The sequence below is a fragment of the Sulfitobacter sp. CB2047 genome (assembly GCF_000735125.2).
Taxonomy (GTDB): Bacteria; Pseudomonadota; Alphaproteobacteria; order Rhodobacterales; family Rhodobacteraceae; genus Sulfitobacter; species Sulfitobacter pontiacus.
Window position 1 is genome coordinate 2,168,640 of sequence record NZ_CP072613.1, and the last position, 20,373, is coordinate 2,189,012.

General features: G+C 62.0%; 24 protein-coding genes. 11 read left to right on the forward strand and 13 right to left on the reverse strand.

Features of this window, described 5'->3' with window-relative positions; all coding sequences use genetic code 11:
- Positions 1 to 12: 12 nt before the first annotated feature.
- The 5 genes from IV89_RS10745 (at position 13) to aat (ending at position 4,334) form a co-directional block, all read left to right on the forward strand.
- A complete protein-coding gene (locus tag IV89_RS10745) occupies positions 13 to 777 on the forward strand; it encodes an ABC transporter ATP-binding protein (RefSeq protein ID WP_037943984.1) in 765 nt (254 codons plus the stop codon).
- Positions 778 to 837: 60 nt separating this feature from the next.
- Positions 838 to 1,593, forward strand: coding sequence for an ABC transporter ATP-binding protein (locus IV89_RS10750; RefSeq protein WP_005852792.1), 756 nt, complete (start codon positions 838 to 840; stop codon positions 1,591 to 1,593).
- A 249-nt stretch (positions 1,594 to 1,842) separates the two neighbouring features.
- Positions 1,843 to 2,343, forward strand: coding sequence for an acetyl-CoA carboxylase biotin carboxyl carrier protein (gene accB / locus IV89_RS10755; RefSeq protein WP_005852791.1), 501 nt, complete (start codon positions 1,843 to 1,845; stop codon positions 2,341 to 2,343).
- Between the two features lie 10 nt (positions 2,344 to 2,353).
- Entirely contained in the window at positions 2,354 to 3,706 is a 1,353-nt protein-coding gene (gene accC / locus IV89_RS10760) for an acetyl-CoA carboxylase biotin carboxylase subunit (protein ID WP_037943983.1), read from the forward strand.
- The gene (gene aat / locus IV89_RS10765; RefSeq protein ID WP_037943981.1) at positions 3,699 to 4,334 is read left to right on the forward strand and encodes a leucyl/phenylalanyl-tRNA--protein transferase; all 636 of its coding nucleotides are present in this window, start codon (positions 3,699 to 3,701) and stop codon (positions 4,332 to 4,334) included. Before accC ends, aat begins: the two co-directional genes overlap by 8 nt.
- On the opposite strand, the gene IV89_RS10770 is transcribed toward aat, so the two are convergent.
- From IV89_RS10770 to IV89_RS10790, 5 genes are all read right to left on the reverse strand, one after another.
- A complete protein-coding gene (locus IV89_RS10770) occupies positions 4,298 to 4,651 on the reverse strand; it encodes a DUF2155 domain-containing protein (protein WP_005852788.1) in 354 nt (117 codons plus the stop codon). The genes aat and IV89_RS10770 overlap by 37 nt on opposite strands.
- A 91-nt stretch (positions 4,652 to 4,742) precedes the next feature.
- Entirely contained in the window at positions 4,743 to 5,126 is a 384-nt protein-coding gene (locus tag IV89_RS10775) for an NADH:ubiquinone oxidoreductase subunit NDUFA12 (protein WP_005852787.1), read from the reverse strand.
- Positions 5,127 to 5,209: 83 nt separating this feature from the next.
- Positions 5,210 to 5,569: a RidA family protein gene (locus IV89_RS10780; RefSeq protein WP_005852785.1), complete on the reverse strand. Its 360-nt coding sequence runs from the start codon at positions 5,567 to 5,569 to the stop codon at positions 5,210 to 5,212.
- 143 nt (positions 5,570 to 5,712) lie between these two features.
- The gene (clpX, locus tag IV89_RS10785) at positions 5,713 to 6,978 is read right to left on the reverse strand and encodes an ATP-dependent Clp protease ATP-binding subunit ClpX (protein WP_005852783.1); all 1,266 of its coding nucleotides are present in this window, start codon (positions 6,976 to 6,978) and stop codon (positions 5,713 to 5,715) included.
- 134 nt (positions 6,979 to 7,112) lie between these two features.
- Positions 7,113 to 7,772 (reverse strand): ATP-dependent Clp protease proteolytic subunit, encoded by a 660-nt coding sequence (locus IV89_RS10790; RefSeq protein ID WP_009826714.1) that lies wholly within the window; start codon positions 7,770 to 7,772, stop codon positions 7,113 to 7,115.
- A gap of 367 nt (positions 7,773 to 8,139) precedes the next feature.
- Between IV89_RS10790 and IV89_RS10795 the strand changes: the two genes are divergently transcribed.
- The 3 genes from IV89_RS10795 (at position 8,140) to IV89_RS10805 (ending at position 11,672) form a co-directional block, all read left to right on the forward strand.
- On the forward strand, positions 8,140 to 10,170 hold the full coding sequence (locus IV89_RS10795; protein ID WP_037943979.1) for a PhoX family phosphatase: 2,031 nt from the start codon (positions 8,140 to 8,142) through the stop codon (positions 10,168 to 10,170).
- 138 nt (positions 10,171 to 10,308) lie between these two features.
- A complete protein-coding gene (locus IV89_RS10800) occupies positions 10,309 to 10,623 on the forward strand; it encodes a metalloregulator ArsR/SmtB family transcription factor (RefSeq protein ID WP_037944992.1) in 315 nt (104 codons plus the stop codon).
- Positions 10,620 to 11,672 carry a permease gene (locus tag IV89_RS10805; RefSeq protein WP_037943978.1) on the forward strand — a complete coding sequence of 351 codons (1,053 nt, stop codon included), beginning with the start codon at positions 10,620 to 10,622 and terminating at the stop codon, positions 11,670 to 11,672. Before IV89_RS10800 ends, IV89_RS10805 begins: the two co-directional genes overlap by 4 nt.
- Before the next feature lie 15 nt (positions 11,673 to 11,687).
- On the opposite strand, the gene IV89_RS10810 is transcribed toward IV89_RS10805, so the two are convergent.
- Positions 11,688 to 12,911 (reverse strand): zinc ABC transporter substrate-binding protein, encoded by a 1,224-nt coding sequence (locus IV89_RS10810; RefSeq protein ID WP_037943977.1) that lies wholly within the window; start codon positions 12,909 to 12,911, stop codon positions 11,688 to 11,690.
- An 88-nt stretch (positions 12,912 to 12,999) separates the two neighbouring features.
- Here IV89_RS10810 and IV89_RS10815 point away from each other — a divergent pair, with 88 nt between their 5' ends.
- Genes IV89_RS10815 through IV89_RS10825 form a run of 3 tightly spaced genes read left to right on the forward strand, consistent with a single transcriptional unit; the run spans position 13,000 to position 15,075 of the window.
- The gene (locus tag IV89_RS10815) at positions 13,000 to 13,482 is read left to right on the forward strand and encodes a transcriptional repressor (RefSeq protein WP_005852777.1); all 483 of its coding nucleotides are present in this window, start codon (positions 13,000 to 13,002) and stop codon (positions 13,480 to 13,482) included.
- A complete protein-coding gene (locus IV89_RS10820; RefSeq protein ID WP_037943975.1) occupies positions 13,479 to 14,291 on the forward strand; it encodes a metal ABC transporter ATP-binding protein in 813 nt (270 codons plus the stop codon). The genes IV89_RS10815 and IV89_RS10820 overlap by 4 nt, the downstream gene beginning before the upstream one ends.
- Positions 14,284 to 15,075, forward strand: a complete 792-nt coding sequence (locus IV89_RS10825; RefSeq protein WP_180827530.1) for an iron chelate uptake ABC transporter family permease subunit — start codon at positions 14,284 to 14,286, stop codon at positions 15,073 to 15,075. Before IV89_RS10820 ends, IV89_RS10825 begins: the two co-directional genes overlap by 8 nt.
- A 74-nt stretch (positions 15,076 to 15,149) precedes the next feature.
- Here the strand turns inward: IV89_RS10825 and IV89_RS10830 are convergent, their stop codons facing one another.
- The 7 genes from IV89_RS10830 to IV89_RS10860 all read right to left on the reverse strand — a co-directional run bounded on the left by IV89_RS10830 (position 15,150) and on the right by IV89_RS10860 (position 20,331).
- Complete coding sequence (locus IV89_RS10830) at positions 15,150 to 16,697, reverse strand: MHYT domain-containing protein (RefSeq protein WP_037943973.1); 1,548 nt, start codon at positions 16,695 to 16,697, stop codon at positions 15,150 to 15,152.
- A gap of 231 nt (positions 16,698 to 16,928) precedes the next feature.
- On the reverse strand, positions 16,929 to 17,915 hold the full coding sequence (locus IV89_RS10835) for an energy transducer TonB (protein WP_037943972.1): 987 nt from the start codon (positions 17,913 to 17,915) through the stop codon (positions 16,929 to 16,931).
- Positions 17,912 to 18,301, reverse strand: a complete 390-nt coding sequence (locus tag IV89_RS10840; protein WP_037943971.1) for a biopolymer transporter ExbD — start codon at positions 18,299 to 18,301, stop codon at positions 17,912 to 17,914. The genes IV89_RS10835 and IV89_RS10840 overlap by 4 nt, the downstream gene beginning before the upstream one ends.
- 3 nt (positions 18,302 to 18,304) lie before the next feature.
- Positions 18,305 to 18,685, reverse strand: a complete 381-nt coding sequence (locus IV89_RS10845; protein WP_327565550.1) for a biopolymer transporter ExbD — start codon at positions 18,683 to 18,685, stop codon at positions 18,305 to 18,307.
- Positions 18,678 to 19,370, reverse strand: coding sequence for a MotA/TolQ/ExbB proton channel family protein (locus tag IV89_RS10850; RefSeq protein WP_037943970.1), 693 nt, complete (start codon positions 19,368 to 19,370; stop codon positions 18,678 to 18,680). Before IV89_RS10850 ends, IV89_RS10845 begins: the two co-directional genes overlap by 8 nt.
- On the reverse strand, positions 19,370 to 19,801 hold the full coding sequence (locus tag IV89_RS10855) for a hypothetical protein (RefSeq protein ID WP_037943969.1): 432 nt from the start codon (positions 19,799 to 19,801) through the stop codon (positions 19,370 to 19,372). The genes IV89_RS10850 and IV89_RS10855 overlap by 1 nt, the downstream gene beginning before the upstream one ends.
- A 224-nt stretch (positions 19,802 to 20,025) precedes the next feature.
- Positions 20,026 to 20,331, reverse strand: coding sequence for a peptide-binding protein (locus tag IV89_RS10860; protein ID WP_037943968.1), 306 nt, complete (start codon positions 20,329 to 20,331; stop codon positions 20,026 to 20,028).
- Between the last annotated feature and the right edge of the window lie 42 nt (positions 20,332 to 20,373).

Sequence of the window (20,373 nt, forward strand, 5' to 3'; positions counted from 1 at the left end):
GGAGCTGAACAGATGGCCATTCTCGAAGTCAAAAATGTCGGCAAACGTTTCGGCGGGTTGCAAGCGCTGAGCGACGTGAACCTCAGCGTCGCGGAAAACTCGGTCCATGCGATCATCGGGCCGAACGGGGCGGGCAAATCCACGCTGCTGAACTGTCTGGTGGGCAAGCTGATCCCCGATACCGGATCGGTCATGTTCGACGGGCAGTCGGTGCTGGGGCGCAAACCCTACGAGATCAACCAGATGGGGATTTCCCGCGTATTCCAGACGCCCGAGATCTTCGGCGATCTCAGCGTGCAGGAGAACATGATGATCCCCTGCTTTGCCAAACGTGACGGGGCGTTCCAGATGAACGCGCTCACCGCCATGTCGAGCCAACGTGACGTGATCGAAAAAGCCGAAGAGATGCTTGTCGAGATGAAGCTCGCCGACAAGCGCCACATGAACGCGGCCTCTATGTCGCGCGGTGACAAACGTCGGTTGGAAATCGCGATGTGCCTGTCGCAAGACCCGCGCCTGCTGCTGTTGGATGAACCCACAGCGGGCATGGCGCGGGCCGATACCAACAATACCATCGACCTGCTGAAACAGATCAAGAACGAACGCGACATCACCATCGCCATCATCGAACACGACATGCATGTGGTGTTCTCGCTGGCGGAACGGATCACCGTGTTGGCGCAAGGCACCCCGCTGGTCGAAGACACCCCCGACAACATCAAAGGCCACCCCAAGGTGCGCGAGGCGTATTTGGGCGAATCCCAAGACGCCGCCTGACGCACGGGGGTTCCCCCCTCCCGCGTCGCCCCGCACACACGGCTTTGCAAGGACAAGACTATGAACACGAAACCCGATTTCTCGAACAGCGCCAACCACGCCGCTACCGCCCCCGCCTATCTTTCGGTCTGGGACATCCACGCCTATTACGGCGAAAGCTACATCGTGCAGGGCGTCAGCTTTAACGTGCACGAAGGCGAGATCCTGGCGCTTCTGGGCCGCAACGGGGCGGGGAAAACCTCTACCCTGCGGGCCATCGCGCAAATCGGCGATCCCGAGTTGCGCAAAGGAGAGGTCTGGCTGGACCACCAGCCGCTGCACAAGATGGCCAGCCACGAGGCCGCCGCAAACGGTCTGGCGCTGGTCCCCGAAGACCGCCGCATCATCGCGGGTCTCACGGTCGAGGAAAACCTGCAACTGGCGCAGATCGCCCCGCCCATCGGCTGGTCGCTTGACCGCATCTACGAATTATTCCCCCGCCTAAAGGAACGCCGCAAGCAAGAGGGCGTGACCCTGTCGGGCGGCGAACAACAGATGCTGGCGATTGCCCGTGCGCTGGCCCGTGACATCAAGGTGCTGCTGCTGGATGAACCCTATGAAGGGCTTGCCCCCGTCATCGTGGACGAGATCGAAAAGACCCTGTCGCTGATCAAATCCCAAGGCATCACCACCATTCTGGTCGAACAAAACGCGGTGCGTGCGCTTAAACTCGCGGATCGTGCGGTGATCCTTGATACCGGTGGCGTGGTGTTTGACGGCACCGCCGAAGAGGTGCTGAACAACGCCGAACTGCGTGCCGAATATCTGGCAATCTGACGGCCAAGCCTCTACGCGCGCGGGAAAAACAGACGAAACATATGTTTCACACCGGCATTTTCCCGCGCCCGCGTCCCCCTGTCGCATCCCCCATATCCCTCGCCCCGATCCGCTGCCCGATCCCGCGCTTTGCGCGGCCAAGCTTACGTTAGGCAACTGCTTGCTTTTCATGCCTGCGCCCATGCCCTATAAGGCAGCAATTCAAGGGCACAGGCAGCGCCCGATCGACTTAGACTGGCTGAGGAAAATATGACAAAAAACACCCATGACGCCGATGTGGCTTTTATCCAGGCGCTCGCCGAGTTGCTGAATGAAAACGATCTGACCGAATTGCAGGTCAAGCGGGATTACGCCGAGGATGACAGCCTGAATGTGCGCGTCAGCCGTAAACCCCCACAACAAATCGTCGCGCCGCAACAGGCGCAGTCGGCCCCTGCACACTATGCAGCCCCCGCCCCCGCGGCCCCAGCAGCGGCAGCAGCCCCTGCCGCAGACAACAGCGACCCGGCGGATCACCCCGGCGCAGTCGTCTCTCCGATGGTGGGCACCGTCTATATGCAAGCCGAACCCGGCGCGCCCGCGTTTATCTCTGTCGGGACAAGCGTTTCCGAAGGCGACACGCTGTTGATCGTCGAAGCGATGAAAACCATGAACCACATTCCTGCGCCACGCTCCGGCACGGTCAAGCGGATCTTGGTAGAAGACGGCGCCGCCGTTGAATTCGGCGCGCCTTTGGTGATCCTGGAATAAGGCGAAACCCATGTTCAAAAAAATCCTAGTCGCAAACCGCGGCGAGATCGCGTTGCGCGTGATCCGTGCGGCCCGCGAGATGGGCATCGGGTCTGTCGCCGTCCATTCGACGGCTGACAGCGATGCGATGCATGTGCGCATGGCAGACGAATCTGTCTGCATCGGCCCGCCCTCTTCGCAGCAATCCTATCTGTCGATCCCGTCGATCATCGCCGCCTGCGAGATCACCGGAGCCGAAGCGATCCACCCCGGATACGGTTTCTTGTCGGAAAACGCGGGCTTTGTGCAGATCGTCGAAGACCACGACCTGACCTTCATCGGCCCCACAGCGGAACACATCCGCATCATGGGCGACAAGATCACCGCCAAGGACACCATGAAAGAGCTTGGCGTGCCTTGCGTTCCCGGTTCTGACGGCGGCGTGCCCACATTGGCCGACGCCAAGCGTATCGGCGAGGAAATCGGCTATCCGGTGATCATCAAGGCGACCGCCGGTGGGGGTGGCAAGGGCATGAAAGTGGCGCAATCCGCCGCTGACATGGAACGTGCCTTCATGACCGCCCGCGCCGAGGGTAAATCGAACTTCGGCAATGACGAAGTCTATATCGAGAAATACCTGACCACGCCCCGCCACATCGAGATTCAGGTCTTTGGCGACGGCAAGGGCCGTGCTGTCCACCTGGGCGAGCGGGACTGTTCGCTGCAACGCCGTCACCAGAAGGTTTTCGAAGAGGCCCCCGGCCCGTCGATCACCGCCGAAGAACGCGCGCGGATCGGTAAAGTCTGTGCCGATGCGATGGCCAACATCAACTACATCGGTGCGGGCACGATCGAATTCCTCTATGAAAACGGCGAATTCTACTTCATCGAGATGAACACGCGTTTGCAGGTGGAACACCCTGTGACCGAAGGCATCTTCGGGGTCGATCTGGTGCGCGAACAGATCCGCGTTGCTGCCGGTATGGATATGTCCTTTACCCAAGAAGACCTGCAGATCAACGGCCACGCGATCGAGGTCCGGATCAACGCCGAGAAACTGCCGAACTTCTCGCCCTGCCCGGGCAAGATCACGCAGTATCACGCCCCAGGCGGGCTTGGTGTGCGAATGGATAGCGCGCTGTATGACGGCTATAAGATCCCGCCCTATTACGACAGCCTGATCGGCAAGCTCATCGTCCACGGGCGCGACCGCCCCGAAGCGCTGGCGCGTCTGCGTCGCGCCTTGGGCGAGCTGATCGTGGATGGGGTCGACACCACGGTGCCGTTGTTCCATGCGCTGCTGGACGAACAGGACGTGCTGACAGGGGACTATAACATCCACTGGCTAGAGCATTGGCTTGAAACCAACCTGGGCAATGCCTGACCTCACGCCCGAGCTGTTATTACACGGCTATTCCATCGGGATTTTCCCCATGGCCGAACACCGCGACGACCCAGAGATTTTCTGGGTCGATCCGCGGCGTCGGGGTGTATTTCCCCTCGACGGGTTCCATATCTCGCGGTCCCTGTCGCGCGCGATGCGGCGCACGCGATTTACCATCACCACCAACACCGCGTTCAACGAGGTTGTCACCGGCTGCGCCGACCGCGCCGACACCTGGATCAACGCCGAGATTTTCAGCCTTTATGCCCAGCTACATAGGCTTGGTCATGCCCACGCCCTTGAGGTCTGGGAGGATGACATGCTGGTGGGCGGGGTCTATGGCGTCACGCTGGGGCGTGCGTTCTTTGGAGAAAGCATGTTTTCAAGGCGCGACAACGCGTCCAAGATCGCGCTCGCCTGTCTGGTGGACCGGCTAAACCGCGGCGGGTTTACCCTGTTTGACACGCAGTTCCTGACCCCGCATCTGGCGTCCCTTGGCGCGCAAGAGATCACCCGCGCGGCCTATCACGCACGGCTAGAGATGGCGTTGATGAAAACGGCAGATTTCACAGCGCCCGCTGCGGCCAGCCCTCAAGAGGTGGTGCAGCGGATGACCCAGATGTCATAGCGCGGATGCTCCAACGCCGACAGCGCAGGGGCAGAGGCGATCATCCAGCCTGCAAAAAGCCGGTTCTCGTCGCCCGTCTCGACGATCTCGAGCTCGGCATAGGCGTCGCCCGCAGGGTTGCCCGACGGATAGCGACATTCGTTCATCGTCACATTCAGATTGCCCACGCGCGCGGTTTCGCCACGGCGCATTTCAACGTCACGTGACACACCCGATACCTTGTCGAGCGCGCGCAAAACTCCGCCTTCAGCGCTGGCCACCTGCTGTGCCTGCACCGGTGCGGCCATTATGGCGAGCATCATCAATATCTTGCGCATCACATGGGTTCCTTGAACGTCGAAGGGCGTCGCCAGCACAGCCGAGCCGCCGCAGCAGCGCGCGCCCGATCACGGGGCGCGCGTGTGGCGCTTATTCGGGCTGCCACGCCTCGTAGTCACCGCGGTCCGCAGGCTTCTCGCGGCGGATCGATCCTGCGGGCGCATAGGCCAGGGCGGTGCCGGTCAGGTTCTCTTGGTGGGGCTTTTCCCAGGTCTTATGCGCCAGCGGACGCGCCTCGGGGGTTTCATCCCACGAATGGTGCAGCCAGCCGTGCCAATCCGCGTTGACGCGCGTCGCCTCGATCTCGCCGTTGAAGATCACCCAGCGTTTGCTGCTGTCCGCGTTGCGGTAGTACACATTGCCCTCGGCGTCTTCGCCGACCTTGATGCCCTTGCGCCACGTGAACAGTTGCGTGTTCAGCGTCTGGCCGTTCCACCATGTCACGCCGCGCAAAAGAGAGTTGAGAATGCCCATAGAGGTCTCCTGAAGCTTTGATGGATATATGCACCAAGGCCGCGCAAAGGTCTAGCGGGCTTCGGGGCACATAGCCGCGGTTTTCAGCCGGGTAGGCAGGCGGTGACTTCGATTTCAATGCGGTATTTGTCGTCGATCAACCCGCATTCGATCATTGTCGCGGCGGGCGGCGCGTCGCCAAAGACCTCGGACAGGATCGGCCAGCAGGGTTCGAACTCTGCGCGGTCGGGCAGATAATAGTTCACGCGCACCACATCCGCCATGGTGCAGCCTGCCTCGCGCAGGGCGCCTTCGATGGTCGCAAGGGCGGCGCGGCACTGGTCGGTCACGGTATCGCCCTGCCCCACGGTGCCCGCCACGTGGACAAAGCCCCCCGCCACAACGGCGCGGCAGTAGCCGATCTTGGCTTCGAATTCACCACCGGAAAAAATACGTCTTGTCATGATGCGCCTCTTGTCTGTCATGCCTGCCCCTGTCAAAGCGCCTGCCCTTGCTAAGGTCAAGCGACAAAGCGGCGGCCCCCTCCAGATACGAAAAAGGCGCGCCATCGCTGGCGCGCCTTGATCAGTTAACATGCAGGCGATGCCTAGCCGGCGGTTGCAGGCTCTTTCTCGGCGTCGGCGTGGATCATCAGCGGTGCCGCGTCAGAGGTCACCGCCTCTTCGTTCACGACCACCTCGGTGACGCTGTCCATGCCGGGCAGATCGAACATCGTGTTCAGCAAGATGTCTTCGAGGATAGAACGCAAACCACGGGCACCGGTTTTGCGTTCGATGGCGCGTTTCGCGATCGCCAACAGCGCGTCATCGGTAAAGGTCAGCTGCGTATCCTCGATCTCGAACAAGCGCTGGTACTGTTTGACCAACGCGTTTTTCGGTTCGGTCAGGATGGTGACCAGCGCGTCCTCGTCCAGATCCTCAAGCGTCGCCAGAACCGGCAGACGGCCTACGAATTCAGGGATCAGGCCGAACTTCAGCAGATCTTCCGGTTCGAGGTCGGTGAAAATCTCGCCAATGCCGCGGGCATCCTGATCACGCACATCGGCACCAAAGCCCATAGCCGACCCTTTACCGCGCGCGGCAATGATCCGGTCCAGACCGGCGAAAGCACCGCCGCAGATGAACAGGATGTTCGTGGTATCCACCTGCAGGAATTCCTGCTGCGGATGCTTGCGCCCGCCCTGCGGCGGGACAGAGGCCACGGTGCCTTCCATCAGTTTCAGCAAGGCTTGCTGCACGCCTTCGCCGCTCACATCACGGGTGATGCTGGGGTTTTCGGATTTGCGCGTGATTTTATCAACTTCGTCGATATAGACGATGCCGCGCTGTGCACGCTCGACATTGTACTCAGACGCCTGCAACAGCTTGAGGATAATGTTTTCAACATCTTCCCCGACATAGCCCGCTTCGGTCAGTGTCGTCGCATCGGCCATGGTAAAGGGCACATCCAGAATACGCGCCAGCGTTTGCGCCAGCAGCGTCTTACCGCAGCCCGTGGGGCCGATCAGCAGGATGTTGGATTTCGCCAGTTCGATGTCCCCACCCTTCTGGGCGTGGTTGAGACGTTTATAGTGGTTGTGCACGGCAACCGACAGCACCCGTTTGGCCATCGCCTGCCCGATCACGTAATCGTCCAGAACATCACAGATGTCTTTCGGGGTCGGCACACCATCGGTGGCTTTCAGCCCCGAGGCCTTGGTTTCCTCGCGGATGATATCCATGCAAAGTTCGACACATTCGTCACAAATGAAGACAGTCGGACCTGCAATCAGCTTGCGCACCTCATGCTGACTTTTGCCACAAAAGCTGCAATAAAGTGTGTTCTTGCTGTCGCCGCTCGAAGTATTAGCCATTTCAACCCTTTCAGGTCTGTCGTTTGATCGTGTCCGCCATAGGGCAGCCATCTATATATTTTTTTGCTCGGTGCCAGCTTAGGCCAGCGGTGCGTGGTCCACAATCGCAAAATAACGGGCCACGCACGCCTTATTTACTTGCCTTTTTTGTCGCCATCTTTTGGCGCATCAGGATCATCCATCTTGCCGCGGTTCTCGACGATCTCGTCGATCAGGCCCCAGTCTTTGGCTTCTTCGGGCGACATGAAGTTGTCACGCTCAAGCGCTGCTTCGACTTTTTCCAGCGGCTGGCCGGTGTGTTTGACATAGATCTCGTTCAGGCGCGTTTTCAGCTTTTGCGTTTCCTGCGCGTGAATCATGATGTCCGTCGCCTGACCCTGATACCCGCCGGAGGGCTGGTGGACCATAACGCGGCTGTTGGGCAGCGAGAATCGCATGCCTTTTTCGCCCGCTTGCAGCAACAGCGACCCCATGGATGCCGCCTGCCCGATGACCAGCGTGGACACCTTCGGTTTGATGTACTGCATCGTATCGTAGATCGACAGGCCAGAGGTCACAACGCCGCCGGGGCTGTTGATATACATGGAAATTTCCTTTGAGGGGTTCTCTGCCTCGAGATGCAGAAGTTGCGCCACGATCAGCGAAGACATGCCGTCATGCACAGGCCCGTTAAGGAAAATGATCCGCTCTTTCAGCAGACGCGAGAAGATGTCGTACGCACGTTCGCCCCGGCTGGTTTGTTCAACCACCATAGGGACCAGCGTGTTCATATATGTATCATGTGGATCGTTCATAAAGCCTGCCTGATATTGCCGTTCGCCGGACCATACCCGCGAAACCTTGGCTTAAGATTAATCGCGCCACCTAGGGGGTTCAAGGGGGGCAGGACCGATCATCCCCTTGGCTTTGGATTTGGCCCTGCGCCACCGCCCTGCCCCGCTGATCTGTGCTGCGGATACCGGCAGCCGATTTTCGCCCACATCCTGCCCGTTCCTGCGCTAGGGTGGCGCGCAACACAGCCCACCGCCGCGCGCCCTGTCACAGAACTGTCATGAAAGCGGAACACATTTGTAGCACATCGCGACGACATAAGGCGCAACCGCGAGTCACCTCGCCAAACGCAATGCCAGAGGCACTGCCCGACACAATAAAGGAATAGCCATGACACGTCGCCAAATCCTCGATGATCCCGAAATCGGCAATAAGGCCGAAGCTTTCGAAGCCTTCGACGACATCCCCACCAACCCCAATCTGCAGCGCACCATCGGCGATGTGATCAACGCGCGCTACGGACGCCGCGACATCTTGCGCGGCATGCTGGGGGTCACGGCGACAACCGCATTGTTCGGCACCTCGGCAATGGTCGCGCCGCGTCAGGCAAGTGCCGCCACCGCGGACAGCCGCTATGTCTTTGACGAACTGGCATGGGGCAATGACGAAACCCATCATGTGGCCGACGGCTATGACGCCAATGTGCTGCTGCGGTGGGGCGATCCGATCACCGCCGACGCGCCCGAATTCGACGTGATGAACCAGACCGCGGCCGCGCAGCTTAAGCAGTTCGGCTATAACAATGACTACGTGGGCTTTGTCCCGCTGAATGATGAGGGCAGCCGCGGGTTGCTTTGTGTGAACCACGAATACACCAACGAAGAGGTGATGTTCCCCGGACTTGGCCGTCAGGACCGCGCGCAATTTTCCGGCATGACGCCCGCGCTGATCGACATTGAAATGGCCGCCCACGGTGGTTCGGTGGTCGAGATCGCCAAGGACGACGCCGGGGTCTGGCAGGTGGTGCGCGACGGCAAGATGAACCGCCGCATCACCCCGCTGGACACCGCGATGACCATCGACGGCCCCGCCGCGGGCCATGCGCGGATGAAGACCAACGACGACCCCGACGGGGTGAATGTGATCGGCACGCTGAACAACTGCGCCGGCGGGCTGACCCCTTGGGGGACGTGGCTCATGGCCGAGGAGAACTTCCACGGCTATTTCTGGAGCGACCAGCTGGACGCGGACGGCAAACCCGTGATCGCCGATGACCACCCCGAAGCGGCGTCCTACAAACGCTATGGCGTGCCGGGCATGTGGTACGCCTGGGGCGCGCAATACGACCGTTTCAACATCGATAAAGAACCCCTCGCCCCCAATAAATTCGGCTGGGTGGTCGAGGTAGACCCGATGGACCCGACCTCTACCCCCGTCAAACACACCGCTTTGGGCCGCTTCCGCCACGAAGGTGCGGAAACCACGGTCAGCAGTGACGGGCGTCTGGTGGTCTATATGGGCGACGACAACCGCTTTGATTACCAGTATAAATACGTCTCGGGGGGCAAAGTCTCGGACGACCGGGCGGCCAACGCCAAACTGCTGAGCGACGGCACGCTTTATGTCGCGCGCTTTGACGAGGACGGCACGGTGACCTGGCTGCCCCTGACCCACGGCACCGGCCCGCTGACGGCTGAAAACGGCTTCAATGACCAAGGCGACGTGATGATCGACACGCGGATCGCGGCCGATCTGCTGGGCGCGACCCCGATGGACCGCCCCGAAGACGCGCAGCCCCGTGGTGACGGCACGGCCTATATCATGCTGACAAACAACACAAAACGCACAGAGGATGAGGTGAACGCCGCCAACCCGCGTGCCGACAGCAGCTTTGGCCACATCATCGAGATCAAGGAAGACGGCGGCAACCACGCGGCAACGCAGGGGCGCTGGTCGATCCTTGTGAAATGCGGCGATCCGTCGGTGTCGGACGTGGGCGCACAATGGAACCCCGAAACCTCTGAAAACGGGTGGTTCGGCAGCCCCGACAACTGCGCCATCGACGCCGATGGCCGCCTGTGGGTCAGCACGGATCAGGGCAGCAACTGGGCCAAGACGGGCAAGTCGGACGGGCTGTATGCGGTCGAAACCGAAGGCGAGGCACGCGGCACGTCCAAGCTGTTCTTCCGCTGCCCCGTCGGCGGAGAGATGTGCGGCCCCTACTTTACCGACGACGGCGAGACGCTGTTTGTCGCCGTGCAACACCCCGGCACGGACGGGACCAAGAACATCCCCGGGTTCGAGCGTGAAAGCACCTTTGAAGATCCCGCCACCCGCTGGCCCGATTTTGATCCCAAGATGCCCCCGCGCCCTGCGGTGGTTGTGGTCACCAAACAGGGTGGCGGCAAGATCGCCGTCTGACGCCCCGACCCTATTCCAACCAAATTCATTTCAAAATCTCTGCGCCCAAGGGTTCCCCCCCTTGGGCGCAATTTCTTTGTCGCGCCGGTAAATGCGAATCATCTTTACAAAACTAGTTTTATAGTTTTGTTTGATAGCATGACAGAACATCAAACAACTGCCCGCGCCCTCGCCGCCCTTGGCCATGATACCCGCCTCGCGATCTTTCGCCTGCTTGTCCGCGCCGGTGATGACGCGCTGACCGTGGGGGAGATCGGTGCCCATCTGAATGCGGCCCCCTCCACCCTTGCCCATCACCTTGGGGCATTGGTCGATGCGGGGCTGATCATCCAGCGCCGCGACGGGCGCAACATCGTCAACCGCGTGGATTTCGACGTGATGCGGGCGACGCTTTCGTTTCTCACCTCGGAATGCTGCACCGGTGTTTCACTTTTGAAGGAGACCGCCGCATGACCGACCTGCCCCACCCCGCGCGCAGCCCGCTCAGGTCGCTGGCCCATCACATCTGGACGCGAGAACGCGTGTGGCTGGTCTGTATCGTCATGCTGGCCGCTGTCGCAGCGCTCGATGCGCCGCTTGCCGTGACCAGCGTGCACTTCACCGCGACCAACCTGCTGGATGTCGCGCCGTTTCTGATCCTGTCCATCGCGGTTGCCGCCTACGCGGGTGCCACGGGGGCCGACGGGCTGATCGCGCGTGCCTTTACCGGATCACCCGCCGTGATGATCGCCATTGCAGCACTGGCCGGCGGGGTGTCGCCCTTCTGTTCATGCGGGGTGATCCCCTTGATCGCGGCGCTGCTGGCGATGGGGGTGCCCCTGTCTGCCGTCATGGCCTTCTGGCTGGCCTCGCCCGTCATGGATCCGTCGATGTTCGTGCTGACCACCGGCGTTCTGGGGGTGGAGTTCGCGGTGGCCAAGACCATCGCGGCCGTCGGGCTCGGGGTGTTTGGCGGGATCATAGTGCATCTGCTGTCCCGCGCGGGTCGCTTGACCGACCCGCTGCGCGACGGCGTGGGCAACGGGGGCTGTGGCGCGTCGAAGGTCCGCACATCGCACCCTGTGGTTTGGGCCTTCTGGCACGACAAGACGCGATCCGCCAAATTCCTGCGCGAGGCCGCCAAGACCACGATCTTCCTGACCAAATGGCTGACGCTGGCGTTCCTGCTGGAAAGCCTCATGCTGGCATGGATTCCCGCAGAGCTGGTGACCCGCGCCCTTGGCGGCAGCGGGCTGGCCCCGATCGGGATCGCGACCTTGGTGGGGGTGCCGGCCTATCTAAACGGCTATGCCGCGCTGCCGCTGGTGGGCGGGCTGATCGGACAGGGCATGGCCCCCGGTGCGGGTCTGTCGTTTCTGGTCGCGGGCGGGGTGACCTCCCTGCCCGCGGCCATCGCCGTCTGGGCTTTGGTCAAACGCCCTGTCTTCGCGCTGTATATCGGGATCGCACTGACAGGGTCATTTGCCTCGGGGCTGCTGTTTCAACTTTGGGCGTCACTGTGACGCCCGAAGCGGGGCTTACTTTGCCAGACAGCTGGTAAAGGCTGCGGCCAGATCGCGCAGCAAAGCGGGGTACATGTCCACCCCCGGCTCAAGCGCGGCGCCAATCGGATCAAGCGAGGCGGATTTCAGCGCCGTGCCGTCTTGCAGCGCCTCGACCAGACCGGCGTTGAACTGGGGCTCGGTAAAGACGCAGGCGGCCTGCATGTCCTTTACCACATCGCGTACCTCGGCCAGACGCGCGGCACTGGGGGCGGCCCCATCGCTAAGAGAGATCGCCGCACTTGCCTCGACATCAAAGCGGGCTTCGAAATAGTGATAAGCGTCGTGGAAGACGACAAACTTCTGCCCCCGAAGCGGCGTCAGCTCGGCCTGAATATCGGCTTGAAGATCTACCAGCTGCGCTTGGGCCTGCGCAGCGTTATCTGCGTAAAGCTCTGCGTTTTCAGGGTCTTGCGCGGATAATCTTGCAGCGATGGCATCCAACCAGACCATTGCGTTTTGCGGATCCAGCCAGATATGCGGGTCCAGCGCGCCGGGTGCATGATTGTGCCCTTCGTGAGCGTCTGCCTCTTCATGTGCGTCATGGTCGTGGTCGTCATGATCTGCGTGGTCATCGTGACCTTTGTGGTCGTCGTGATCATGGCCTTCGTGGTCGCCGTGATCGTCATGCTTGGCATGGTCGTGCCCTTCATGATCCCCGTGATCCTCGTGGTCTTCATGCGCGTCGTGGTCGTGACCCTCGTGACCCTCGTGATCCTCGTGGTCGCCATGCCCCTCATGAGCTGAATGGTCGTGCCCTTCGTGATCCTCGTGCTCCGCGTGGTCCGCGTAGTCGTCATGACCGTCGTGATCATCGTGACCTTCATGATCTCCGTGATCATGGGCTTCGAACGCAACGCCGCTGCGGTTGGTCAGCAGGCGGATACCCTCTACGTCTTGCAAGGTCAGACGTTCGGCCCCCTGCGCCAGACTGCTCATCGGCTCTTCAAGCCACGGAGCCAGCGACGGGCCGACCCAGACCACCAGATCGGCCTTGGCCACCGCGCGCGCCTCGCTGGGGCGCATGGCATAGCTGTGGGGCGACGCGCCGGGCGGGATGATCAGATCGGGGCTGCCTGCACCCTGCATGACCATAGAAACCAACGAATGTACCGGCGCGATATCGGTGGCGACACGGGGCACCTCTGCATGTGCCAGACCGGCAGAGAAAAGAAGGGTTGTGCAAAGCAGGCGGCGCATTGGCGGGCTCCTATTAATGTTATACTATAACCTTGATAGATCACACGTTATAACATATCAACACCGAACCCTGCTACGGAGGCGAAATATGTCGACCATTGGATTTGAAACGCATGATCACGGGGCCTGCGTCGACGACGCGATGGCCGCCGCAGAGGCGCGTTGCGCGGCCTCGGACCTTCGGCTGACACCGATACGTCGCCGCGTGCTGGAACTGCTGCTGGCCGAACACCGCGCCTTGGGGGCCTATGATATTCTGGGGCATCTCTCTGCCGAAGGGCTCGGGGCGCAGCCGCCCGTCGCCTATCGCGCGCTGGACTTTCTGGTGAAGGCGGGGCTTGCCCACCGGATCGAGGCATTGAACGCCTATATCGCCTGCAGCCACGTCGGTGCCGATCACACGCCGGCCTTCCTGATCTGCCGCAGTTGCCAATCGGTTGCCGAAAGCGACACGACGCTGACCCAAGGGCGTTTGGGCGATGCGGCCCGCGCGGCGGGGTTCCAGATTGAACGCACGGTGATCGAGGCGCAGGGCCTCTGCCCCTCCTGTCAGGACGGAGCCACCGCATGAGCCTGATCGCCACCCGGAACCTGACCCTGCGCATTGGCGGGCAAACGGTGCTGCGCGACGTTGATATCGCCGTAGAGCGCGGCGAGATCGTGACCATCGTCGGCCCCAACGGGTCGGGCAAGTCGAGCTTGCTGCGGGCGTTGATCGGCGCGCTGAAACCCGCGTCGGGGACGATCACCCGTGCTGCGGACCTGCGCATCGGCTATGTCCCGCAAAAGCTGCAAATCGACGCGACGCTACCGCTGACGGTGCATGGCTTTTTGAACCTGCCCCGCCGCCAGCCCCGCGAGACCATCGCGCAGGCGCTGCTACAGGCGGGGGTCACGGATCTGGCGAAAAAGCAGATGACCGACTTGTCGGGTGGCCAGTTCCAGCGCGTATTGCTGGCACGCGCCCTGCTGAACAAACCCCATATCCTCATCCTCGACGAGGCGACGCAGGGGCTGGATCAACCCGGCTCTGCCGCGTTTTACCGCCAGATCGAAGAGGTCCGCCGCGACATGGGCTGTGCTGTCTTGATGGTCAGCCACGATCTGCATGTGGTGATGGCGGCTTCGGATCGGGTGCTGTGCCTGAACGGTCATGTCTGTTGCGAAGGCACCCCCGAGATCGTCGCCGATGCGCCGGAATACCGCGCGTTGTTCGGCACTGGCACCCAAGGGGCGCTGGCGCTTTACCGGCACGAACATTCGCATTCGCATGATCATGCACATGATCATAGTCACACCCACGACCACACCCACGACCATGCGCAGGGCCATACCCATGGTGCCGGCTGCAACCACGCCCATGGGGACCAAGATGCTTGATGACTTTTTGATACGTGCCGGGCTTGCCGGTATCGGTGTGGCCTTTGCGGCCGCGCCTTTGGGCTGTTTCGTCGTCTGGCGGCGCATGGCCTATTTCGGCGATGCGACCTCGCATGCGGCTTTGCTGGGGGTCGCGCTGGCCTTGGCGTTCGAGCTGCCGATTTTCGCTGGGGTGCTGCTGGTGGCCCTGTCGATGGCGCTGATCGTGACGGCCCTGAACGGGCGCAGCCTGGGCACGGATACGCTGCTGGGGGTGCTGGCCCACGGGGCATTGGCCATCGGCCTTGTCGCGGTGTCGCTGCTGCCGAACCAGCGTGTCGACCTCAGCGCCTATCTGTTCGGAGAGATCCTGGCCGTGACCAAGACCGACCTTGCGATCATCTGGAGCGGCGCCGTCCTGTCGATCGCGCTGCTGGTCTGGCGCTGGCAGGCATTGCTGTCGTCCACGCTGAACCCCGATCTGGCGACGGCCAGCGGGGTCAATCCGCGCCGTGAACAGCTGATATTGACGCTGGCGCTGGCAGTGACGGTCGCGGTCGCGATCAAGGTAGTTGGCGCGCTGCTGATCGCGGCGATGCTGATCATCCCCGCCGCCGCCGCCCGCCCCTTTGCCCGCACGCCCGAAGTCATGGCGATGGCGGCCTGCATCATCGGGATGATCGCCGCCTTGGGCGGGCTGGCCGCGTCCTTCACGCTCGACACGCCGACGGGGCCCAGCATCGTCAGCGTCGCGGCGGTGCTTTTCATGTTGTCCTCTGGCGTGGCCCCGTTGCTGAAACGCTAGGCGCGGATCTGCACACAGCAAGGGCCGCAGCATCACGCTGCGGCCCTTGCTGTTTCGGGGGTGGCACTATTCGGTCAGGCGGCTGCCGCGAAAGACTGCGACGGGTGCCCGGTGCTCACCAGACTATGCGGGAAGAAGACCGAGAATTTGGTGCCCTTGCCCACCGTGCTGGAGACCGAGATATCGCCCCCATGCGCTAGCGCCAGTTTCTTACAGATCGCCAGCCCGAGCCCTGTACCGCCTTCCGACCGGTTGTCGGCGCTTTCGATCTGGGTGAAGGCCTGGAAGATCGATTCCAGATCTTTCTGCTCCATCCCGACACCATTGTCTTCGACCTCGAAGCGGAAGCCGCCGCCGTCCACTTCGGCCCGCAGGAAGATATCCTTGCCCTTGGAAAACTTGAGCGCATTGCCCACCAGATTGATCAGGATCTGCAAGCAGCGGCCACGGTCGGCGTTCACGTCAAGGCTGCCGTCGGGGATATGCAGGGTCACATCCTTGCCCTGCGCCATGCCCTGAAACTGGTCCTCGACCTGCGCCAGCAGCGCCCGTGTGGGGAATGTCGTCTTGGCCAGTTTGATGTCGTTCAGCTCGATGCTGGTATAGTCGAGAATATCGTTGATGATCGTCAGCAGGTGGTTGCCCGCGAATTTGACGCGCTGTCCGTAAAGCTCTGCCTGATCCCCGATGATATTATAGTGTTTTTCGGTGATCGGCTCACCCGGCGACAGTTTGGCCGTGGTCGTGGTCTTGAGCTTGGTCAGGAAGCCCGCATAGCCGATCACGATGGTCAGCGGCGTGCGCAGTTCGTGGCTGAGAACGCTCATGAATTCGGATTTCGCGCGGCTCGCCCCTTCGGCAGCGTCGCGGGCCTTGCGCAACTCCTCGATGCTTTCCATGCGGGTCCGGTTTTCGATGAAATAGGTGAACAGACCGCCAAGGGTGATTGTCGTCGCCGTGCCCGCGATCACCAGTGCCAGCAGCTTGTATTCTTCGGGGTTGGTATAGCCGGGTTTCAGCCCGATGCAGTCCACGCTGAACGCGGCCATGCCGGTGAAATGCAGCCCGATGATGGCGAGCGTCAGGACGCCGGTCATTTGCAGCCCGCTCCACCGTGCGCTGCGGCTGCCCAGATACAGCGCGGCAGTCGACAGGACCACCGCCAGAATAACAGACCCGATGAGGTAGCCACGGTCCCAGGTCACCACACCTTCGACGCGGTAGGCCACCATGCCGGTGTAGTGCATCGCCGATACCGCAACGCCAAAGATCGTGCCGCCGATGATCGTGCTCGCGAGCGACCGGAACATGCCCGCCACCATGATGCCCACGGTCGACCCTGCAATCGCGATCAACAGCGAGACAAAGGTCAGTTGCAAGTTAAACGTTACCGGTGCCGAAGGCTGATACGCGAGGATTGCGATAAAATGCGTACACCAAACCGCAACGCCCGCCGTGATCGCCGTAAGGAAATACCAGATCAGCGCCTGCCTGCGCGGGCGCCCCAAGGCGTGCTGATACAAACGCGACACCACCCAGCAGCCAAAGGCGCAAAGCAGCCCGGCCAGAAGCACGAGACCAAGGTCGTGATCATGATGGATCGTATGGGCTACTTTGAACATGTCGGCGCACTCTACCTGTTGATTACCGGACAGTTAATCGGCGGAGAAAACGGCAGATTTGAGGCGTGTTTACGTTATACTGGTGGTAACCAGTAAAAATTACCGGTCTTTTTTATCATGGGAAACAACAGCTTGCAGGGGACCAATCCGGCGGAAATGGCCGGTATATAAGGGCTGATGCCGCCGCGACGGCTGCACTTCAAGCAAGGCGTAGGGGGCTGAACGTCCCGCCTATTGCCCTTTGATCTTGATAGAATACTGTCGCCGCGCGCCAGCGGGGGGACGCGGGAAAGGGGCGGCCTTGCGGATCACCGATACCGCCGCCCGGTCCAGCGCGGCAGAGCCGGACCCCCGTGCGACTGACACAGAAGCCAACCCGCCATTGCTGGCGATGGCAAAAGAGATCGTCGCGGTACCCGTGGTGCGGACCCGCGGCTTGCCCGCACGCGAGATGCGGCGCATGACCTGACCGGGGTAGTTGCTGGCGGCGGCATTGCCTTGCGCCGATGCGGCGGCTTGGCGTTTGCCGGTGCTCGTGGATTTGGCCGATGCGCTTTGGCCCGACGAAGACCCTTTGGTCGCATTGCGCTGCGCATTGCCACGTGCGGTGGCTTGCTGCGTTGCTTTCTTCTTGGCGGCTTGCTGCTCTGCCTGACGCCGTTCACGCTCTGCCTGCTCTTGCTTGGCGCGGGCCTCAGCGATTTTGGCAGCGGTTTCAGGGTTCTTGCGCATGGGGCGGCGCGACAGGACGGGGGCGTCGCTATCGGGGTCTTGCGCCTGCAGGGTTTCAGGCGGCGGTGCGACTTGCGCGCTCTCCGATGGGGGCACGGCCAGCGGCGCAGGCACCAAGGCGGCGGATGCTGCGGGGGCCGCAGGCGTCACCGTTGCCACATCGGGCGGGGTCACGGGCTGCGCCTGCTCCGGCGGGGTGACCGGCTCGGCCTGCTCGGGCGGGGTTTGCTCTGTAGTGGTCGGGCGCAGGGGTTCTGCGGCGGTAGGTGCCTCGGCCACGGGCGTCTCTGCCGGTTCTGCCGGTTCCGGCGTGAGCGTGCCCACGGCCATATCCTCGAAACTGCTGCCCATCATCGCCTCGACCGGCGCACCGCCCCCTTCGATCGCGATCTCTTCTTGCGGCAGACCGATGGTGACAGCCCCCGCGACGATCCCGACCGCCAAGGCGAAAGAGATTCCTTTGGCTGTAGGAGAATGCGATATCATTGCAGTGCCCTTTGCGTGACGAGCATCACCTTTTGCGCCCCCGCCGCACGCAAGTCGCGGGTCAGCGCGACCAGCGTCTCGGCAGGCAAGGCGCGATCCGGCACAAGGCGTATGATCTCGCGGTCTTCGTCAGACAGGCTGGCGACATAGGACGCGGCATCCACCTGCGCCGCGCCTTGGTAGGTCAAGCGCCCGTCGGGGTAGATCACCAAAGCGTCCGGCGGGGCTTGCCCTTCAAGCGCGCGGGTCTCGACCAGTTTCAGATCGGGGTCCAGCGGCTGCGCCAGCGTGCCCGCGACCATGAAGAAGACGAGCATCAGAAAGACGATATTGATCAACGCGATGGTCGGTTCACGCTGCGGTTTGGATTTGGCAAATCGGCGCATCTGTCAGCCCCCCAATACCGACACCTGCAAGGCAGGCATCTCGCGCAGTTTGACCAGCACATCCGTCAACCGCTGCGCGTCCACATCCGCCCCGAGCGAGACCAGCAGCACGGTGCCCTTCTCGGCCTCGGCCAAGGATGATCCGGCCAGCGCGTCCAATGCGATTTCGTCGCCATTCAGACGCAGGGTATCGGGGCCAAGCTGCAAGAACACCGGCTTGGCATCGCTGGCCTGCGCGACCGCGCCCGAACCGGCAGCGGCCAGCGGCACCTCGGAGAACTTCGAGAACGTCGAGGTCAGCATAAAGAACAGCAGCAGCAGAAAGATGACATCAATCAGGGAGGTCATCGACAGCCGCCGTCTGCGCGTGCGCGGCCTAGCCATGTGCGGCGACCATTTCAGGCGTCGGCGCTGGCGTCGCGGCGGCAGAGGCTGGCACGTCGTTGGACGGGTTCAGCACCGTCAGGATCGCCTTATCCGCGATCACCCGCTCTGCCTCCATCCGCTGTTCCAGCCAGCTGAGGATCAGGGCCGTGGGCATCGCCACCACCAGACCGACAGCCGTGGTCAGCAGCGCCACCCAGATACCGCCCGCAAGGATCGACGGATCGACCTGCGATCCGGCGGTTTGCAGCGACCGGAACGCCTCGATCATGCCCAGAACCGTACCGAACAAGCCCAACAAGGGGGCCAGCTGCGCCACGGAATCGAGCAGGCGGAAACCGGTTTCGAGCTTGGCAAAACGCGTCTCTGCCTCGGCTTGCAAACGCTCTACGCCTGCGCCGCTGCCCTTGCCGTTCGACACCATCGCCATCTTGATCACGGGGGCGAGGTAGCTTTTCGACCGGCCCAAAGCTTCGCGGGCGACGGGTCTGTCGCCACGGTCCCATGCCTCTACCGCTTCGGTCAGCGCCTTGTGCCGCCCCACGGCAGAGCGCCAGAACTGCCAGACCTTATAGATCGCCACTGCCAACGTCAGCACGGCGACGCCCATCAGGACAACAACAACCGGCCCGCCGGTTTCAGCGATCTGGCGGAACGACGCGATCAGTGCAGAGAACATATCCATCAGCCCAGAACCTCGATTGACGTGCGCGATGTGGGCAGCAGGCCGGTGTCACAGACGCCGCTGGCGCTGCCGCCGGTCTCGCAGGCGTTGGCCCCGTTGAACAGGATGCGGCCCAGCCCTTCGCAGGTGGTTTGCGGCACGACGAACTGGCGCACGCGCGGGCGGGCCGGTGGCAGGGTGCCGAAATCAAACAGCGTCAGCCGGTCCACCTGCCCTTCGGTGTCAAACAACACCGCCTCGTAGATGATCTTGTCGACCGGCGTCTCCAAGCCATTGGTGATCATGAAGGTCAGCTTGCAGGCATCTTCGGTGGTCTCTGCCGCGTTCAGCTCGACCGAGATTTGATCCTTGATATCGGTCTCTTGCGCGGCGACCAGCGGGGCTGCGATCACAAGGGGCAGCGACAGAATAGCGGTACGGAAACGGGACATGGGACCTCCTGACCGTGGGATGAAACGATGAGATTTTTGGCTAAGGCGCTATGGGCACCTTTGGCTCTGGCGCGGCGCAGCGGGCAAACAGCCCTTTTGGCACAGCGCGATTGCGCCGTGCCTAGCAAAGATCACGACAAGGCGCAATCCTGACTTTAAAGATCAACTATTCAGAAATCGACGCGCCAGCGACAAACCGCAAAGGCGCCCCTGCGCCGCCCGCTTTACCGAAGCTTGCGCAGATAGGCCCAAGACACGTGACCGCGCACGCGGCGGGCCTGATCAAGCGAGACCTCGCACCAGCGCGTGCCGCCGGTTTGCTGACAATCATGCACCTGCAAAATGGTGCCGTTGGGCAGGCCAAGCAGCACGATGAACCCCGTCCCCGGCCCTGCCCGCATCTTGAGCATGTCATCCTCACCCACGCCCGTTACCTCGAAACGGCCCAAAGATCCTGCGGTGGCGGGGGTAGCCCCCAAGGTGGTCGCGATCACGATTGCCGATATGGCGGCGGTCACTGCTTTGCGCATTTTTCTTGCCCTTGTTCTGATAGCCTCGGGTTCGGTGGTAGC

Excerpts from the sequence above, each read along its gene's own strand:
- accB (WP_005852791.1), top strand. The coding sequence starts at position 1,843 with ATGACAAAAAACACCCATGACGCCGATGTGGCTTTTATCCAGGCGCTC.
- IV89_RS10825 (WP_180827530.1), top strand. The coding sequence starts at position 14,284 with ATGCTTGATGACTTTTTGATACGTGCCGGGCTTGCCGGTATCGGTGTG.
- IV89_RS10800 (WP_037944992.1), top strand. The coding sequence starts at position 10,309 with ATGACAGAACATCAAACAACTGCCCGCGCCCTCGCCGCCCTTGGCCAT.
- IV89_RS10855 (WP_037943969.1), bottom strand. The coding sequence starts at position 19,801 with ATGTCCCGTTTCCGTACCGCTATTCTGTCGCTGCCCCTTGTGATCGCA.
- accC (WP_037943983.1), top strand. The coding sequence starts at position 2,354 with ATGTTCAAAAAAATCCTAGTCGCAAACCGCGGCGAGATCGCGTTGCGC.
- IV89_RS10805 (WP_037943978.1), top strand. The coding sequence starts at position 10,620 with ATGACCGACCTGCCCCACCCCGCGCGCAGCCCGCTCAGGTCGCTGGCC.
- IV89_RS10830 (WP_037943973.1), bottom strand. The coding sequence starts at position 16,697 with ATGTTCAAAGTAGCCCATACGATCCATCATGATCACGACCTTGGTCTC.
- IV89_RS10835 (WP_037943972.1), bottom strand. The coding sequence starts at position 17,915 with ATGATATCGCATTCTCCTACAGCCAAAGGAATCTCTTTCGCCTTGGCG.
- IV89_RS10795 (WP_037943979.1), top strand. The coding sequence starts at position 8,140 with ATGACACGTCGCCAAATCCTCGATGATCCCGAAATCGGCAATAAGGCC.
- IV89_RS10775 (WP_005852787.1), bottom strand. The coding sequence starts at position 5,126 with ATGGGCATTCTCAACTCTCTTTTGCGCGGCGTGACATGGTGGAACGGC.
- IV89_RS10810 (WP_037943977.1), bottom strand. The coding sequence starts at position 12,911 with ATGCGCCGCCTGCTTTGCACAACCCTTCTTTTCTCTGCCGGTCTGGCA.
- IV89_RS10840 (WP_037943971.1), bottom strand. The coding sequence starts at position 18,301 with ATGCGCCGATTTGCCAAATCCAAACCGCAGCGTGAACCGACCATCGCG.
- IV89_RS10750 (WP_005852792.1), top strand. The coding sequence starts at position 838 with ATGAACACGAAACCCGATTTCTCGAACAGCGCCAACCACGCCGCTACC.
- aat (WP_037943981.1), top strand. The coding sequence starts at position 3,699 with ATGCCTGACCTCACGCCCGAGCTGTTATTACACGGCTATTCCATCGGG.
- IV89_RS10745 (WP_037943984.1), top strand. The coding sequence starts at position 13 with ATGGCCATTCTCGAAGTCAAAAATGTCGGCAAACGTTTCGGCGGGTTG.
- IV89_RS10845 (WP_327565550.1), bottom strand. The coding sequence starts at position 18,685 with ATGGCTAGGCCGCGCACGCGCAGACGGCGGCTGTCGATGACCTCCCTG.
- IV89_RS10770 (WP_005852788.1), bottom strand. The coding sequence starts at position 4,651 with ATGCGCAAGATATTGATGATGCTCGCCATAATGGCCGCACCGGTGCAG.
- IV89_RS10860 (WP_037943968.1), bottom strand. The coding sequence starts at position 20,331 with ATGCGCAAAGCAGTGACCGCCGCCATATCGGCAATCGTGATCGCGACC.
- IV89_RS10790 (WP_009826714.1), bottom strand. The coding sequence starts at position 7,772 with ATGAACGATCCACATGATACATATATGAACACGCTGGTCCCTATGGTG.
- IV89_RS10780 (WP_005852785.1), bottom strand. The coding sequence starts at position 5,569 with ATGACAAGACGTATTTTTTCCGGTGGTGAATTCGAAGCCAAGATCGGC.
- IV89_RS10820 (WP_037943975.1), top strand. The coding sequence starts at position 13,479 with ATGAGCCTGATCGCCACCCGGAACCTGACCCTGCGCATTGGCGGGCAA.
- IV89_RS10815 (WP_005852777.1), top strand. The coding sequence starts at position 13,000 with ATGTCGACCATTGGATTTGAAACGCATGATCACGGGGCCTGCGTCGAC.
- IV89_RS10850 (WP_037943970.1), bottom strand. The coding sequence starts at position 19,370 with ATGGATATGTTCTCTGCACTGATCGCGTCGTTCCGCCAGATCGCTGAA.
- clpX (WP_005852783.1), bottom strand. The coding sequence starts at position 6,978 with ATGGCTAATACTTCGAGCGGCGACAGCAAGAACACACTTTATTGCAGC.